Genomic DNA, 15,733 nt, shown 5'->3' with positions numbered 1-15,733 from the left:
GATGCTGAAATATATAAAAGGATTTACATCAACGATAGTGGTTGTTGCTTTGTTCATGATTAGCGGATGTCAGCACAACTTGTTAAAACCACGCCAGAAACCGGTACAGGTAGTGTACCGGTTTGATGACCACCGCTGGCTGGAGCTGAAAGGTTATAATTGTGAGGGAGAACTTTGGTTCGTGGATCAGCAACGAGGCATTCGGAGCGAAATATGGTCTCAGTTTTACCGAATTTTTACCAAACCCTATATTAATGCCTCTGAACGATATATAGCGGTTCCTAACTGGGGTGAAGCAGGATTTGTGGTTTCCAAAGACTACGGAAAAACCTGGCAAAATGCGTCAATTAAAGGTGAAGAGGACAATGGTTCTAATGCACCTAAATATGATGACATTGTCTCTGCCACGATTATCAACGACCAGGGGTTTCTGCTGACCAGACAGGGCCGTATTTATATGTCTTCTCACCCTTTCGATGACCCGCGTCTGCAACCCGGCGGAACAGGTGTGGATTATGTTGTGGAGTTCAGGGGAAGAAAAATACCGCACCATATCGATGCCATACGTCCGGCTGAAGGCCTGGATACATCATTATGGGGCCGTGAATATATCGATCCGCGCATTTTACATCGCTCGGTAAACCAGTATTACACCAACTTCCAGAACCTGCCGGACCGGATACCTGAAGTCAAAAATTATCAGGGCTGGACGCATATGAAATGCGACCTGAATGCCGGGCTATGAATGTCGCTGCGCCATTTTCGCGGCACAAAAAACAAGCGCGATAAATCGCGCCGCTACGGAGGGTTGCAAATACGGTAGCGGCGCGATTTATCGCGCGAAGTCAGTATTGAATCTGAGATCAATCGTGAGCGTAGCCCTGCGGTGGCAGCGGTTGATCATCCAGCCAGGCCGCACCCTCGCGCATCTGCAAACGTCCTTCCACAAACCAGCTAATCACCAGCGGATAGATGGCGTGTTCCTGGTGCTGCACGCGGGCGGTAACATCCTCTTCCGTATCATCGGCAAACACCGGTACGCGCGCCTGTAAAATAATCGGCCCGCCATCCAGTTCATCGGTGACGAAATGCACCGAAGTACCATGCTCTGCGTCGCCATTCTCCAGTGCCTGCCGATGGGTATGCAGACCGGGATATTTTGGCAACAGGGAAGGGTGGATATTGACCAGACGGTCATGATAATGCGCGACAAATGCCTGGCTGAGGATACGCATATATCCCGCCAGCACCACCAAATCAGGGGCGTAAGCATCAATCTCCTGCATCAGCTGGCGATCAAAGGCCTCACGGTCAGCGAATTGACTGGCAGCCAGCGCATGAGTCGGCACACCGGCTTCCTGCGCACGGGTTAAACCCAACGCTGAGGATTTATTACTGAAAACGGCAGCCACGCTGCCGTTAATACGCCCGCTTGCGCAGGCGTCAAGGATGGACTGAAGATTGCTGCCGTTGCCGGAGATCAGTACAACCAGTTTTTTCATGGGTTGATAACCACACGCTCTTCAGAATCAGACGCTTTGATCACACCAATCTTCCACGCCTGCTCACCTGCGTCAGTCATCAGCTGTACCGCTTTATCAGCTTCGGCTGCGCTCAGCGCAATCACCATGCCCACGCCACAGTTAAAGGTGCGGTACATTTCGTGACGGCTAACATTACCGGCCTGCTGCAACCAGTTGAACACTGCCGGCCACTGCCAGCTGCTTTCTTCCAGCACCGCCTGAGTGTTATCCGGCAGTACGCGCGGAATGTTTTCCCAGAAGCCACCACCGGTCAGGTGCGCAATGGCGTGCACATCAACCTGTTCGATCAGGCTCAGGATGTTTTTCACGTAAATGCGGGTCGGTGCCAGCAGATGATCGGCCAGCGGTTTGCCTTCCAGCTGTTTGGTTTCCGGGTTAGTCTGGCTGACTTCCAGGATCTTACGTACCAGCGAGTAACCGTTAGAGTGCGGGCCACTGGAACCCAGCGCGATCAGAACATCGCCATCCTGCACTTTCGAACCGTCGATGATCTCTGATTTTTCCACCACGCCGACGCAGAAACCCGCCACGTCGTAATCTTCGCCGTGATACATGCCAGGCATCTCTGCGGTTTCACCGCCAACCAGCGCACAGCCTGATTGCAAACAACCTTCAGCGATACCGGTGATCACCGAGGAAGCGGTGTCGACATCCAGTTTGCCGGTGGCATAGTAGTCGAGGAAGAACAGCGGCTCAGCGCCTTGCACCACCAGATCGTTCACGCACATCGCCACCAGATCGATACCGATGCTGTCATGGCGCTTAAGATCCATCGCCAGACGCAGCTTGGTGCCGACGCCGTCGGTGCCGGAGACCAGCACTGGCTCGCGGTATTTCTGCGGCAGCGCACAAAGCGCGCCAAAGCCCCCCAGTCCACCCATCACTTCCGGGCGGCGGGTCTTTTTCACTACGCCTTTAATGCGGTCAACCAGAGCGTTACCTGCGTCAATATCAACACCGGCGTCTTTGTAGCTGAGAGAGGTCTTGTCGGTCACTGCGGAATCCCCACGCGAGTTGCGGTTGGTGGTTAAAATAAAGCGGCGTAATTCTACCAGCGCAGGCAAACGTTTGCGAGTCCCATCTCACGCCCCCTTTGCACGGCACCGCTTTTTCGCTAATCCTTAATCTCAGATGGTGGAAGGCGTTGTATTGACCAATGACATATGGCGCAGCAGGAAAAAGGCGGTATAATCCCGCGATTTTTTTTTAGCTCAACTCAATTCCGGGAGAACAATCATGAAGATCGTGGAAGTCAAACACCCGCTGGTCAAACATAAACTGGGCCTGATGCGTGAGCATGATGTCAGTACTAAACGCTTCCGCGAACTGGCGTCAGAAGTTGGCAGCCTGCTGACTTATGAAGCCACTGCCGACCTGGCAACCGAGCGCGTTACGATTGAAGGCTGGAATGGCCCGGTAGAAATCGAACAAATCAAAGGCAAAAAAATTACCGTCGTACCGATTCTGCGTGCCGGTCTGGGCATGATGGAAGGCGTGCTGGAACACGTACCGAGCGCGCGTATCAGCGTGGTCGGCGTTTACCGTGATGAAGAGACGCTGGAACCGGTACCGTACTTCCAGAAACTGGTTTCCAACATCGAAGAGCGCATGGCGCTGGTGGTGGATCCGATGCTGGCAACCGGCGGCTCGATGATCGCGACTATCGACCTGCTGAAAAAAGCCGGTTGTAACAGCATCAAGGTGCTGGTGCTGGTGGCGGCACCGGAAGGTATTGCCGCGCTGGAAAAAGCGCATCCGGACGTTGAACTCTATACCGCTTCAATCGACAAAGGCCTGAACGAGAAGGGATACATTATTCCTGGTCTCGGCGATGCCGGCGACAAGATTTTCGGAACCAAATAAATAAAGCAGCCGGCCAGAGAGTCGGCTTTTTTTTGGCAAAAATGCACCACACAACTCAAGGGGATCACTGAATGACTCGTCGCGCCATCGGCGTTAGCGAACGACCGCCGCTACTCAAAACCATTCCACTCAGTCTGCAACATCTGTTCGCCATGTTTGGCGCAACCGTGCTGGTGCCGATTTTGTTTCACATCAACCCGGCCACGGTGCTGCTGTTTAACGGGGTAGGGACGCTGCTGTATCTCTTCATCTGTAAAGGGAAAATCCCGGCTTATCTCGGCTCCAGCTTCGCCTTTATTTCTCCGGTCCTGCTGCTGTTACCGTTGGGCTATGAAGTCGCGTTGGGCGGCTTCATCCTCTGCGGTTTCCTGTTCTGTGTTGTTGCCCTGATAGTGAAAAAGGCGGGCACCGGCTGGCTGGACGTGATGTTCCCGCCTGCGGCAATGGGTGCGATTGTGGCGGTTATCGGCCTTGAACTGGCGGGCGTGGCGGCCAATATGGCTGGTTTGCTGCCTGCTGAGGGCACCTCACCTGATGGCACCACCGTGTTTATTTCGCTGGTGACGCTGGGTGTTACCGTGTTTGGCTCCGTGCTGTTCCGTGGCTTCTTTGCCATTATCCCGATTCTGATTGGTGTGCTGGTTGGCTACGCGCTTTCTTCTTTTATGGGCATCGTAAACTGGGCGTCGGTTGAGAATGCGCCGTGGTTTGCACTGCCGACGTTCTATACGCCACGTTTTGAGTGGGCGGCGATGTTGACCATTCTGCCTGCGGCGCTGGTGGTGATCGCCGAGCACGTTGGTCACCTGGTGGTGACGGCGAATATCGTGAAAAAAGATCTGATCCGCGATCCAGGCCTGCATCGTTCCATGTTCGCCAACGGCCTTTCCACCATGATCTCCGGTTTCTTTGGTTCAACCCCCAACACCACCTACGGTGAGAACATTGGCGTCATGGCGATCACCCGTGTCTACAGCACCTGGGTGATCGGCGGGGCGGCAATCCTGGCGATTCTGCTCTCCTGCGTCGGCAAACTGGCCGCCGCGATTCAGGCGATTCCGGTGCCGGTGATGGGTGGCGTGTCACTGCTGCTGTACGGGGTGATCGGTGCTTCAGGTATTCGTGTGCTGATTGAATCCAAAGTGGATTACAACAAAGCGCAGAATCTGATCCTCACTTCGGTGATCCTGATCATCGGCGTCAGCGGTGCCAAAGTGCATATCGGTGCCGCCGAGCTGAAAGGTATGGCGCTGGCGACCATTGTTGGCGTGGCACTCAGCCTGATCTTCCGCGTAATTAGCTTGTTACGTCCGGAAGAAGTGGTTCTGGATGCTGAAGAGCAACGCGAACCCTAAGCGCGTTTGCCGGGCAGGGAAGCCCGGTTCATCTCTGGCGAGGATCGTGATAGACTTGCCCCGTTTTCTGCCCGTTCATACGCTGAGGTGCTTCTGAACACGCCGGCACAGCTTTCACTGCCACTTTACTTACCTGATGACGAAACCTTTGCCAGCTTTTGGCCTGGGGAAAATCCGTCCCTGTTAGCTGCACTTCAGGGTGCGCTGGTGCAACAACACGGCAGCTATCTCTATTTCTGGTCGCGCGAAGGTGGTGGCCGCAGCCATCTGCTGCACGCTGCTTGTGCCGAAATGTCGGCACGCGGTGAAGCGGTCGGCTATGTCCCACTGGACAAACGCACCTGGTTCGTACCGGAAGTGCTGGAAGGGATGGAGCATCTGGCACTGGTGTGCATCGATAATATCGAGTGCATCGCCGGGGACGCCGAGTGGGAGATGGCGATCTTTGATCTCTATAACCGCATTCTGGAAATCGGCAAAACCCGTCTGTTGATCACCGGCGATCGCCCGCCGCGCCAGCTCAATCTCGGGTTGCCGGATCTGGCATCACGTCTCGACTGGGGCCAGATTTACCGTTTACAGCCATTGTCGGATGACGACAAGTTGCAGGCGATGCAATTGCGTGCCGGGATCCGCGGCTTTGAATTGCCGGAGGATGTCGGGCGTTTCCTGTTGAAACGCCTCGACCGCGAAATGCGTACTCTGTTTGAAACCCTGGATCGACTGGATCGCGCCTCCATCAGCGCGCAGCGTAAACTCACCATTCCCTTTGTTAAAGAAGCGCTGGGGCTTTAAATAATCTCCAGCACCGCTTCGGGCGGGCGGCCAAGGCGCGCCTGTTCACCGTTGATCACAATCGGGCGCTCGATCAGTTTGGGATGCTCAACCAGCGCCTGAATCAGCTGATCCTCGCTAAGACCGGGTTCAGCTAACCCCAGCGATTTATACTGATCTTCTTTGCGGCGCATCAGCTCGCGTGCACTCGTCATACCCAGTTTTTTCAGCAACGCTTTCAGCGTTTGCGCATCAGGCGGTGTTTCCAGATACAGCACCACTTCCGGCTGCACTCCCTGCTGTTGCAGCAGCGCCAGCGTCTCGCGGCTCTTGCTGCAACGTGGATTATGATAAATGGTCACCATGATTAAGATCCTTTTTGATACTGTTGGAAGCGTTTTTGCAGCTCTCTAAATTGATCAATGCGCGCGTCATAACGCGCCTGTTTCAGGCTACCGAGCGGCACCTGGGCGCTGGCGCTGCTAAGCGCTCTGATCGCCTGATCCATCTGACCATTTAACGCCAGGCCCTCCGCGCGTGCCGACAACTCCTCATCTTGTAAACCCTGGGCTGCCGATGCCTGCGCCAGCAGATCCCAGCCGTTAGGATCGTTGGGATTCGACCAGGTATAACGATGAAGAATACGGCTGGCATTGGCCGGTTGTTTGGCTTCGACATAGGCATTGGCGAGGTTGAGCTGAATTACCGGATTGCTGTTGCTGCCCTTGGCGCTGCTCAACATCTTGATGGCCTGTTGTGGCTGATTCAGACCGATGTCGATGTCGCTCATGATATCGAGAAACCAGACATTATCCGGTTGTTTAGTCAGCATCGGGGAGATGATTTTCTTCGCGTTTTCAAAGCTTTTCGCCTGCAAAAACTGCACCGCTTTGCCGTATTGTGAAGCCTGCTGTTCGCGGGTATTGCCCTTGGCGTATTGATCGAGCAGGTCATCTGTCAGTTGGTTTTGACCGGTGGAATACATGCCAAGTGCGCGTACCTTCGCCATATAAAAATCCTGCGATGATTGCACCACCACCGGTCGCATCTGGTTCGCGCGGTTGCGCGCATCCGCCAGGCGGCTATCGGGCAGGGGGTGAGTCAGCAGAATTTCCGGGGGTTTGGAAGAGAAGCGGCTCTGGTCAGCCAGTTTTTGCAGGAAATTTGGCATCGCCTGGGGATCAAACCCGGCACGCTGCAACACCTGAATGCCGATGCGATCGGCCTCCTGTTCATTCGCTTGCGTAAAGCTGATCATACCCTGTTGGGTCCCGGCGAGGGTGCCCATTAACCCGGCCATACCCGCTTGCGGGTTAGCAATAGCCAGCAGAATCGAGCCAAGCGCGCCGACCCAGGTCAGCGGTGCATTGCGTTTTTGCTCTTCCATCGCACGCGCCAGATGGCGCTGGGTGACGTGCGAAATTTCATGCGCCATCACCGATGCCAGCTGGCTTTCGTTATCGGTAAAGCGGAACAACGCCGAGTGCAGCACCACGTTGCCACCGAAGAAGGCGAAGGCGTTCAGCTCATCATTCTGGATCAGATAAAAATGAAACGGTGTACGCACCGAATCGGCGTGCGCCACCAGCCGCTGTCCGAGTTGATTGATATATTGATTTAACAGCGGATCGTTGATCAGTGGTGCACTGGCCCGCAGTTGTCGTACATAGAAATCACCAATCTGTAATTCCTGGTTAATCGACAGCGTTGCGCCTGCCGTGGTGCCAATATCGGGCAGAGAGTCGCTCACGTCAGCCCTGACGCTCAGCACAGGTGTGAGAAGCAGCGCAGGAATAAGGGCTGCCAGCGCTGATTTTTTCAACCGGTTAAACATGCCTTGATCCTGTAAAAAGTGTCCGGAAATTGGACCGTTAAGTGGTGCAAATGTTCTGTAAAGCCACTCAGTTAACGCCCATTCGTAGCGGCGCGATTTATCGCGCAGTTTTGAAAGACGCGCGATAAATCGCGCCGCTACGAATGTTGGGATGATTGTTTATCTTAACCACCCGCAGCATACAAGCAAGCAAAGCAGGGGGATGTGATGAATGCAAAATGTTGCTGTTGTCTGTTGATAAAAGCAGCAAAAATTTGAATAAAGCGACCTGGACGCCAGCAGGCTGTTTTCGGTTGGCTCAGATTAAAGATTGGTAAAGTTACTCAAAATTATTGAACCTGGCATAAGTTTTTCCAGGTTTTCTCTGAAAAACAAGCTATCTAAGCCCGAACTGGCCCATTTTATCCATCGACATTCTTTATCATGCCGCAAAAGGTTAAATGCGGCACTGTACATTAAGACGGCCATATTTTAAGTCGGTGTTTGTCATGACAATCCCTGTTACCGGCAAAACTTCCGACCAGCTATTTTTCAACTCCTCGCTCAGGCTCCATCAAGGTTGTTATTCAATTAGTCTCGCTAATTATTTTTCCTGCAAGTAAACCGTGCGCGGGCAGTAAATCCGCCTGCTTTAGGCGTTGTCCTGGTGTGGTATAGATAACGTACTTTGTTCAAACGGACTTTCCATGCCTGCCGGAGTATCTCTATGCGTACTGCTGTCTCCTGGGCCCTGATCGCGATTGTTGGGGGTTTTGTCGGTGCTGTCGTCAGCAGAAGCGATGACATCTATCAACGTGTAATGAACCACTTTTCTGCTCCACCAGCGGACCCGGAAGGTTTCTGGAGTACCCCAGGTATCGAAGGGTACGGCAAGATCCATTACGAAGCCGATGCCGCTTTTAAACCTGTGCCTGGACTGAGCAACAAGATCGTCTTTCAGCTCACTAAAAACGAAGGTGATATTGCCCGGCCTAATCTCGGCCTTGAGCGCGTAGCAAGGGTGGTTAATCTCTACATCGCCTCGGGCGTACCGGCCGATCAGCTGCATTTTGTGGTATCGGTCACCGGAGATGCCACCCCGGCGATGCTGGATAACACGCATTTCAAACAATTTTATGGCACCGATAACCCCAATCTGCCGCTGATTGCGGAGTTGAACAAGCAAGGGGTAAAGGTGTCGGTGTGCGATCAGTCGGTGGCGTTTCATCATTATCCCAATGACTGGATCGATAAATCGGTGATTCACGCGCTCTCCAGCCCGACCACGGTGTCGACGCTGCAAAATCAGGGTTATGCGTGGTTGCAAATGTAAACAGGCATTTTGATGATGGTTGAGGAGAAGTGAAATGCGTCCAGCGACATACATTGTTGTGGCAGCACTGGCCGGTTTTGTTGGCGGCAATGTGCTCCAGATTCCCGATATGGTCGATAAATTCAGCGACCGCTTTGCGGATAAGAAAACCGAACCGGCCGATTTCTGGAGCACGCCAGCAATCGCGGGTTACGGCAAGATCCACTTTGTTGACACGCCTGCATACAATCCGGCCAGCACGCCTGGTTTGAGCAATAAAATCGTGTTCCAGATTAACCGCAGTGAGGGGGATATTCGCCAGCCAAATCTCGGGCTGGAGCGGGTGGCACGGGTAACGAATCTTTATTACGCTGCCGGTGTGCCGTTGGAGCAACTGAACTTTGTGGTGTCGATCAATAGCGATGCAGTCCCCGCAGCGCTGAACAATGAACAGTTCCGCAAAGCCTACGGTGTGGATAACCCTAACCTGAAGTTGATCAGCGAACTGGAAAAAGCCGGGGTCAAGGTATCGATTTGCGATCAGTCGGTGGCTTTCCATCAACTGGAGCGTGAATGGATTGACCCGATGGTGACGCATACCCTCTCCAGCGGCACCACCGTGGCGACGCTGCAAAACGAAGGTTATGCCTTCCTGATGCTGTAATATTCCCCAGACGGCAGCATGCGCTGCTGTCATCTTGTTCGTTCTTCAGCGGGTTGACTCAAGTTGCTGACCCCGATTTGCTACAACTGCACGTCGGAATGGGCTAACTGGGGCACCCAGTCGAAAGCCATCGCGAAATTTTGTGCGATTGACGATTATCCCGGACCGTTTCCCTTTTACGATATAAACGGATTAATTGACTAATTAGCGCCAGATAAAAGCAAAAGAATTGGGGTGTCGGCAGGATGCTTAGTGCTCAAATTGGGTTGTGGGTGTACAATTCTCCGTTACCTCACCAGGGTAAGTACGTCCAACAATAACAAGACTGCCAGGCACACCAATGATGAACAGACTCCTGATGGCGGGTGCGCCATGTTAACGCGCATCTGGCCTAAAACTGATCTGCGCACGCTAATCATGCTGCTGGCGATCACCAGTATTGTTATCACGCTCGCTAATGCGTTGTACGCAACATGGCGGGTGCAACGCATGGTCCTGATCGAAAGCACCCTCGAAGCCAATCGCGCTTATGCCACCAAACTGGCTTCCACCACTGAAGTCTTCTTTCAACTGGCTGAATCACAGTTGCACTACAGCGCGACAAAACTGGGCAATGATTTTGATAACTCTGAGTTGGCTCAGGGAGAGGTGAATCGCCTGCGCGAGCAAACCAACAGCTTCAACTCGGTGGCGATAGTCGATACCGATGGCGTAGTGAAAGCCATTTCACCGGAATCGATGATGTTAAAAGGTATGCATCTCACCAGTCAGGCATCGCGTGAAGCCCTGGCGAAACGCCAACCTATGGTCAGTAAACCGACGCTTTCGGTAGCGAATAACCTGATTGTGTTTGTTTCCTGGCCAATCTGGAGCAACGATGGACGCTATCTGGGCTACATTGGCGGCACGATTTATCTGAAAAAGAAAAGTATTCTCAATGCGTTACTCGGCGAGCAGTTTTATCGCGATGGCACGCATGTCTATGTATTGGATCGTAATGACCAGGTGCTGTATCACCAGAACAGTCAACTGATTGGTAAAACGGTACCGGGGATTATCAGTGACCAGGAGCGTCAGAATCGGACTAACGGTTCATTGCAATTGATGGATGAAGAGACATCGAAGTTGGCCGGTTATGCGATTGTGCCCACCACCGGCTGGATGGTGGTAGCGCTGAAACCGACCGACGTGACGCTGGCACCGCTCTCCGGCCTGTTGTTGAAAGTGTTGAAAAACTCGGTGCCTTTTGCGTTGTTAACCCTGCTGGCGGCAGTCATTCTTTCGCGTCTGATTGCCTTACCGCTGTGGCAATTGGCGCGTAAGGCCAGCCAGATGGATACCCAAAGCGTGTCCGGTGAGATCAATGGTATCCGCGCCTGGTACTTTGAAGCCGCGCAGGTTAAACGCGCGATGCTGACCGGTATCGGTCTGGTGCAGGATAAAATCGGACGGCTGAAATCCGAAGTCCAGACCGATCCGATGACAAATTTGCTTAACCGACGCGGCCTCGGTGCGGTGCTGGATTACTTCCTTGCCATGCGTCAGCCGTTTGCAGTGCTGGCGCTGGATATTGATCACTTCAAACGGGTCAACGACAACTTTGGTCATGACGTGGGTGACGAGGTGATCAAAAAAGTGGCGCAGGCGTTGCGAAGCAGTGCTCGTCAGACCGATGTGGTTTGTCGTAATGGCGGCGAAGAGTTTTTGATGTTGCTGCCGGGGACTGCGCCGGAAGAGGCGAGAATCATCGCCGAAAGGTTGCGTCAAAGCATTGCTGATAGCTGGATTGATGCGGTGGGGAATATCACCATCTCGGTGGGTATCGCGCTGTGGCAGCCGGACAACGGCTCACAGGAGCAGAGCCTGAAACAGGCCGATGCGGCCTTGTATCAGGCGAAAAATGCCGGACGAAATTGTGTGATGCTGGCCGGGCAGGATGCGCTGGTCAGTAGTATTACGCGTTAAAGAGACATTATGGATTTGTAGCGGCGCGATTTATCGCGCAGATTTTTCCCGTATAGTGCACGGGTTTGCGCGATAAATCGCACCGTTACGGGAAAGGAAAGGTATGCTGGCTCTGCTTATTCAATGGTACAGACGTCGCTTTAGCGATCCCCAGGCAATTGGCCTGGTGGCAATTTTGCTGGCGGCGTTTCTTATCCTCTTCTTCTTTAGTGGCTTGCTGGCCCCGCTGTTGGTGGCGCTGGTGCTGGCGTATCTGCTGGAGTGGCCAACAGTCCGTTTAGAGCGGGTGGGATGTAGCCGCACCTGGGCTTCCAGCATCGTGCTGGTGCTGTTCGGCGGTATCGTGCTGGTGATGGTGTTGATTGTTGCACCCGTCGCATGGCAGCAGGGCATCAACCTCACCCGCGATCTCCCCAATATGCTCAACAAACTTTACCTGTTTGCCGCCGGACTGCCGAAGCGTTATCCGGCACTGGTGGATGCGGGCATCATCGACATCGTGGTCGAAAACTTACGCAGCCGCCTGACCGGGCTAGGTGAGTCGCTGGTGAAATATTCACTGGCGTCGTTGGTTGGGCTGATGACGTTGATGATTTACCTGGTGCTGGTGCCGCTGATGGTGTTTTTCCTGTTGAAGGATAAAGAGCAGATGTTAAATGCGGTGCGTCGCGTATTGCCGCGCAACCGTGGCCTGGCAGGCGTGGTGTGGCAGGAGATGAACCAACAGATCACCAACTATATTCGCGGCAAAGTGCTGGAGATGGTGGCGGTGGGCGTGGTGAGCTGGCTGGCGTTTCTGCTGCTCGGCCTTAACTACGCGCTGCTGCTGGCGGTGCTGGTTGGGGTATCGGTCCTGATCCCTTATATCGGTGCGATGCTGGTGACCATCCCGGTCATTGGCGTGGGGCTGTTCCAGTGGGGCCTGGGCAGCGACTTCTGGACCATGTTTGTGGTTTATCTGGTGATTCAGGGGTTGGATGGTAACGTCCTGGTGCCGATTCTGTTCTCGGAAGCGGTCAACCTGCACCCGCTGGTGATCATTCTGTCGGTCGTGATTTTCGGTGGGTTGTGGGGCTTCTGGGGTGTGTTCTTCGCCATCCCACTGGCTACGTTAATCAAAGCGGTGGTTCGGGCCTGGCCGGAAGAAACTATCGTGAATTAAAGAAAACGGGTGCGTGGTACGCACCCGTTGCTCATCAGGCTGACTGGAGGTAATCCAGCACGATGTCGTGGTGGTTAGACGTTTTGAAATCGTCGAACACCTTCTCCACCTTGCCATTACCATCAATCAGGAAGCTGATGCGGTGAATGCCGTCGTAGGTTTTACCCATAAAGGTTTTCTCACCCCAGACGCCAAACTGTTCGCATACCTGATGGTCTTCATCAGACAGCAGCGTAAAGTTCAGCAGCTCTTTCTCGGCAAAACGCGATAGCTTCTCCGGTTTGTCAGTGCTGATACCCAGCACTTCCACACCGACCTTTTTCAATTCATCCATGTTGTCGCGCAGGCCGCAGGCCTGTACGGTGCAGCCCGGCGTCATGGCTTTCGGGTAGAAATAGACCAGAACGCGCTGTCCCTGGAAGTCGGCCAAATTTACTTGTTCGCCATCCTGATCGGGCAAGCTAAATTTCGGTGCGGTATCACCGGCTTTCAGTGGATTCATCACAACTCTCCATTTTTTTCTTCATGCTGTGGGTAATACACCATCAGGGCCAAAAGTGCCAGGTGGAGTTTACCGTCAGGGTTATTTCCGCACACTGTTTATCCAATCCGGACAGAGTGTGTGACGAAATAACCCGGAGGTCGCATCAGTGCGGTACGGCATCATCCGCCACGCTATATAAGCGAATCGTACCCTGGGCGTGCAGTTCCTGACAGAGTTGATTAAACGCCGGTTCGATACGCGCGCCTTCAGCGCTGTGCGCCGTCATCTGAATATACAGGGTAGGCGGTACACCATCCTGCGCCGGTTGAATGCGCGAAACCAATTCAGCAATGTTCATTTGATGTTTATCGAACAGGTCGGTAAACCGTTCGATGATATGCGGGGAATCCGGAACTTCAACCTGAACCCAGACGGTGGCCGGCATTGGTGGCGTGGCGCGCGCATTGGTGCGCTTCATCACGATCAACAACTCCAGCTCAGCCCCTTTCATCGGCAGGGTGGATTCAATCAGGGTAATGGCATTCCAGCTTCCGGAGAGCAGCATAATAAAGGTGAATTCATCACCGAGCATCGCCAGGCGACTGTCTTCGATGTTGCAGCCGCAGCTGCTGACATGGCGGGTGATGGTATTCACAATACCCGGACGATCAACGCCCAATGCGGTGATCACCAGATGGTGAGGCTGTGGCTGCGACAAAATGACATTTCCTGTGTGTTCGCTAATAACCATAAGGTAAACATAAAAAAAACTGCTGACAAGCGCGGGAATGGCGTGGCTCGCTTGCTTTTCCCACAGCGTAAAACGTACCATGAAGCACTTGTTTGTCGAGGGGATCGCCCATGTTCACCGGAAGTATTGTTGCGCTCGTAACGCCAATGAATGACAAAGGCAATGTCTGCCGCGCGAGTTTGAAAAAACTGATTGATTATCATGTCGCCAGCGGCACCGCGGCGATTGTTTCTGTTGGCACCACCGGCGAATCAGCCACCCTCAGCCATGAAGAGCATGGCGATGTGGTGATGATGACCCTCGAACTGGCCGATGGCCGTATTCCGGTGATTGCCGGAACCGGCGCAAATGCCACCGCTGAAGGGATCTCGCTCACCAAACGCTTTACCGGCACCGGTGTGGTGGGTTGCCTGACCGTGACCCCGTATTACAACCGTCCGACGCAGGAAGGATTGTTCCAGCACTTCAAAGCGATTGCGGAAAGCACCGATCTGCCCCAGATGCTGTATAACGTGCCTTCACGAACCGGTTGCGACATGCTGCCGGAAACCGTTGCGCGTCTGGCCGAAATCAAAAATATTATCGGAATCAAAGAGGCAACCGGGAACTTATCGCGGGTTAGTCAGATCCAAGAGCTGGTTGATGATGAATTCATTCTGGTAAGTGGCGATGACGGCACCGCGCTGGACTTCATGCAACTGGGCGGTAAAGGCGTTATTTCGGTCACGGCCAACATTGCGGCTCGTGAAATGGTTGAACTGTGCGCACTGGCGCAGCAGGGCAACTTCGCCGAAGCGCGTCGCCTGAATCAGCGTCTGATGCACCTGCACCAGACGCTTTTCTGTGAACCCAATCCTATCCCGGTGAAATGGGCCGCGAAACAACTAGGATTAATCGCGGATGACACGCTGCGTTTGCCAATGACGCCGCTGACCGAAGCCGGTCAGAGCAAAACGGCGCAGGCATTGATCAAAGCGGGTCTGCGATAATTAGGGAGAATCAATGCGTTATACAGTGAAGCGCTCGACGCTGGCGACTGTGGTGGGTTTGTCCACCCTGATGCTGCTGTCAGCTTGTTCCAGCGATCAGCGTTATAAGCGCCAGGTCAGTGGTGATGAATCTTACTTGCAGGCGCCTGAACTGCATGATTTAAAAGCTCCGGCGGGAATGATTCTGCCTGTGCAGAATGGTGATTATGATGTACCGCACGCCGTTGCCAAAGGCGCGGTAGGTAAAGAACTGGATATTCGTCCGCCTGCTCAGCCGCTGGCGCTGATGAACGGTACACGCGCGCAGTTCACCGGCAATACCGGTGTTCTGGCAGTGGAAAGCAGCCGTGGCTCCATCTGGTCTCAGGTGGTGAACGTGGTGCAGTCGTACAAATTCCCGATCGCCCAGCGTGATGATGCTGCCCAGCAGCTGACCACCGATTGGGTGCAGTGGAACCGTGCGGATGAAGACAATCAGTATCGTGGCCGTTACCAGGTCAGCGTGCAGAATCAGGGCTATCAGCAGGTGCTGACGGTGCGTCTGCTTGAGCTGCAACAGTCAGGCCAGACGGTGACGACGCCGGTTCAAATCCAGCGCTACACCGCGCAGATGTTGAACGACCTCAGCACCGGTATGGATAAGATCGATACCGCAGCTCAGGATGCCGCAGCCGGTCGTGGTGTCGGCCAGATTGCCGTTCAGAGTGGTGCTGATGACACTGGCTTGCCGTTGTTGATTCTGCGTTCGCCGTTCAACCTGACCTGGCAGCGTCTGCCAGCGGCGCTGAAGCGCGCAGGCATGGAAGTGACCGACAGCAATCGCTCGCAGGGCAGTCTGAACGTCACCTACAAGCAGCCGGGCAGCGGCGCGTGGGATGACATTGGTGCGAAAGATCCGGGTTTACCGAACGGCGATTATAAATTGCAGGTCGGTGATCTCGATAACCGCAGCAGCCTACAGTTCATTGATCCTAAAGGTCATGTGCTGACCCAGTCGCAGAATGATGCGCTGGTGGCGGTGATGCAGGGCGCACTGAACAAATAAATTGCCTCAGGC

At 53.9% G+C, this 15,733-nt stretch carries 16 protein-coding genes; 10 read left to right on the top strand and 6 right to left on the bottom strand.

Features of this window, described 5'->3' with window-relative positions; genetic code table 11:
• Position 1 precedes the first annotated feature (1 nt).
• Positions 2 to 745 (top strand): T6SS immunity protein Tli3 family protein, encoded by a 744-nt coding sequence (locus AC6I8T_RS15395; protein ID WP_208725560.1) that lies wholly within the window; start codon positions 2 to 4, stop codon positions 743 to 745.
• 118 nt (positions 746 to 863) lie between these two features.
• Here the strand turns inward: AC6I8T_RS15395 and purN are convergent, their stop codons facing one another.
• Together purN and purM are read right to left on the bottom strand one after the other, a co-directional pair.
• Entirely contained in the window at positions 864 to 1,502 is a 639-nt protein-coding gene (purN, locus tag AC6I8T_RS15390; RefSeq protein WP_497834095.1) for a phosphoribosylglycinamide formyltransferase, read from the bottom strand.
• The gene (gene purM / locus AC6I8T_RS15385; protein ID WP_013510051.1) at positions 1,499 to 2,539 is read right to left on the bottom strand and encodes a phosphoribosylformylglycinamidine cyclo-ligase; all 1,041 of its coding nucleotides are present in this window, start codon (positions 2,537 to 2,539) and stop codon (positions 1,499 to 1,501) included. Before purM ends, purN begins: the two co-directional genes overlap by 4 nt.
• Before the next feature lie 241 nt (positions 2,540 to 2,780).
• Here purM and upp point away from each other — a divergent pair, with 241 nt between their 5' ends.
• The 3 genes from upp to hda all read left to right on the top strand — a co-directional run bounded on the left by upp (position 2,781) and on the right by hda (position 5,557).
• Positions 2,781 to 3,407 (top strand): uracil phosphoribosyltransferase, encoded by a 627-nt coding sequence (gene upp, locus AC6I8T_RS15380; RefSeq protein ID WP_021184323.1) that lies wholly within the window; start codon positions 2,781 to 2,783, stop codon positions 3,405 to 3,407.
• Positions 3,408 to 3,478: 71 nt separating this feature from the next.
• A complete protein-coding gene (gene uraA, locus AC6I8T_RS15375) occupies positions 3,479 to 4,762 on the top strand; it encodes a uracil permease (RefSeq protein ID WP_208723836.1) in 1,284 nt (427 codons plus the stop codon).
• A gap of 87 nt (positions 4,763 to 4,849) precedes the next feature.
• Positions 4,850 to 5,557 carry a DnaA inactivator Hda gene (gene hda / locus AC6I8T_RS15370; RefSeq protein ID WP_021184321.1) on the top strand — a complete coding sequence of 236 codons (708 nt, stop codon included), beginning with the start codon at positions 4,850 to 4,852 and terminating at the stop codon, positions 5,555 to 5,557.
• Here hda and arsC read toward each other — a convergent pair.
• Together arsC and bepA are read right to left on the bottom strand one after the other, a co-directional pair.
• Positions 5,554 to 5,901 carry an arsenate reductase (glutaredoxin) gene (arsC, locus tag AC6I8T_RS15365; RefSeq protein ID WP_208723837.1) on the bottom strand — a complete coding sequence of 116 codons (348 nt, stop codon included), beginning with the start codon at positions 5,899 to 5,901 and terminating at the stop codon, positions 5,554 to 5,556. The two genes, hda and arsC, sit on opposite strands and share 4 nt — an antisense overlap.
• A gap of 2 nt (positions 5,902 to 5,903) precedes the next feature.
• Positions 5,904 to 7,370, bottom strand: a complete 1,467-nt coding sequence (bepA, locus tag AC6I8T_RS15360) for a beta-barrel assembly-enhancing protease (RefSeq protein ID WP_021184319.1) — start codon at positions 7,368 to 7,370, stop codon at positions 5,904 to 5,906.
• Between the two features lie 706 nt (positions 7,371 to 8,076).
• Between bepA and AC6I8T_RS15355 the strand changes: the two genes are divergently transcribed.
• From AC6I8T_RS15355 to AC6I8T_RS15340, 4 genes are all read left to right on the top strand, one after another.
• Entirely contained in the window at positions 8,077 to 8,682 is a 606-nt protein-coding gene (locus tag AC6I8T_RS15355) for a DsrE family protein (protein ID WP_036626447.1), read from the top strand.
• Between the two features lie 34 nt (positions 8,683 to 8,716).
• Complete coding sequence (locus AC6I8T_RS15350) at positions 8,717 to 9,325, top strand: DsrE family protein (protein WP_021184315.1); 609 nt, start codon at positions 8,717 to 8,719, stop codon at positions 9,323 to 9,325.
• Between the two features lie 372 nt (positions 9,326 to 9,697).
• Positions 9,698 to 11,290: a sensor domain-containing diguanylate cyclase gene (locus AC6I8T_RS15345; protein ID WP_208723839.1), complete on the top strand. Its 1,593-nt coding sequence runs from the start codon at positions 9,698 to 9,700 to the stop codon at positions 11,288 to 11,290.
• Positions 11,291 to 11,393: 103 nt separating this feature from the next.
• Positions 11,394 to 12,452: an AI-2E family transporter gene (locus AC6I8T_RS15340; RefSeq protein ID WP_021184307.1), complete on the top strand. Its 1,059-nt coding sequence runs from the start codon at positions 11,394 to 11,396 to the stop codon at positions 12,450 to 12,452.
• Between the two features lie 34 nt (positions 12,453 to 12,486).
• Here AC6I8T_RS15340 and bcp read toward each other — a convergent pair whose 3' ends face one another.
• A complete protein-coding gene (bcp, locus tag AC6I8T_RS15335; RefSeq protein ID WP_021184306.1) occupies positions 12,487 to 12,954 on the bottom strand; it encodes a thioredoxin-dependent thiol peroxidase in 468 nt (155 codons plus the stop codon).
• Positions 12,955 to 13,099: 145 nt separating this feature from the next.
• Positions 13,100 to 13,654: a glycine cleavage system transcriptional repressor gene (locus AC6I8T_RS15330; protein ID WP_021184305.1), complete on the bottom strand. Its 555-nt coding sequence runs from the start codon at positions 13,652 to 13,654 to the stop codon at positions 13,100 to 13,102.
• Positions 13,655 to 13,797: 143 nt separating this feature from the next.
• On the opposite strand from AC6I8T_RS15330, the gene dapA reads away from it, so the two are divergent.
• Positions 13,798 to 14,676 carry a 4-hydroxy-tetrahydrodipicolinate synthase gene (gene dapA / locus AC6I8T_RS15325; RefSeq protein ID WP_013510033.1) on the top strand — a complete coding sequence of 293 codons (879 nt, stop codon included), beginning with the start codon at positions 13,798 to 13,800 and terminating at the stop codon, positions 14,674 to 14,676.
• A 13-nt stretch (positions 14,677 to 14,689) separates the two neighbouring features.
• Positions 14,690 to 15,721: an outer membrane protein assembly factor BamC gene (gene bamC, locus AC6I8T_RS15320; protein WP_021184304.1), complete on the top strand. Its 1,032-nt coding sequence runs from the start codon at positions 14,690 to 14,692 to the stop codon at positions 15,719 to 15,721.
• Positions 15,722 to 15,733 lie beyond the last annotated feature (12 nt).

This window comes from Pantoea sp. X-Soil-OKNW-556, assembly GCF_059730695.1.
This window is presented reverse-complemented; position numbering and strand designations above follow the sequence as displayed.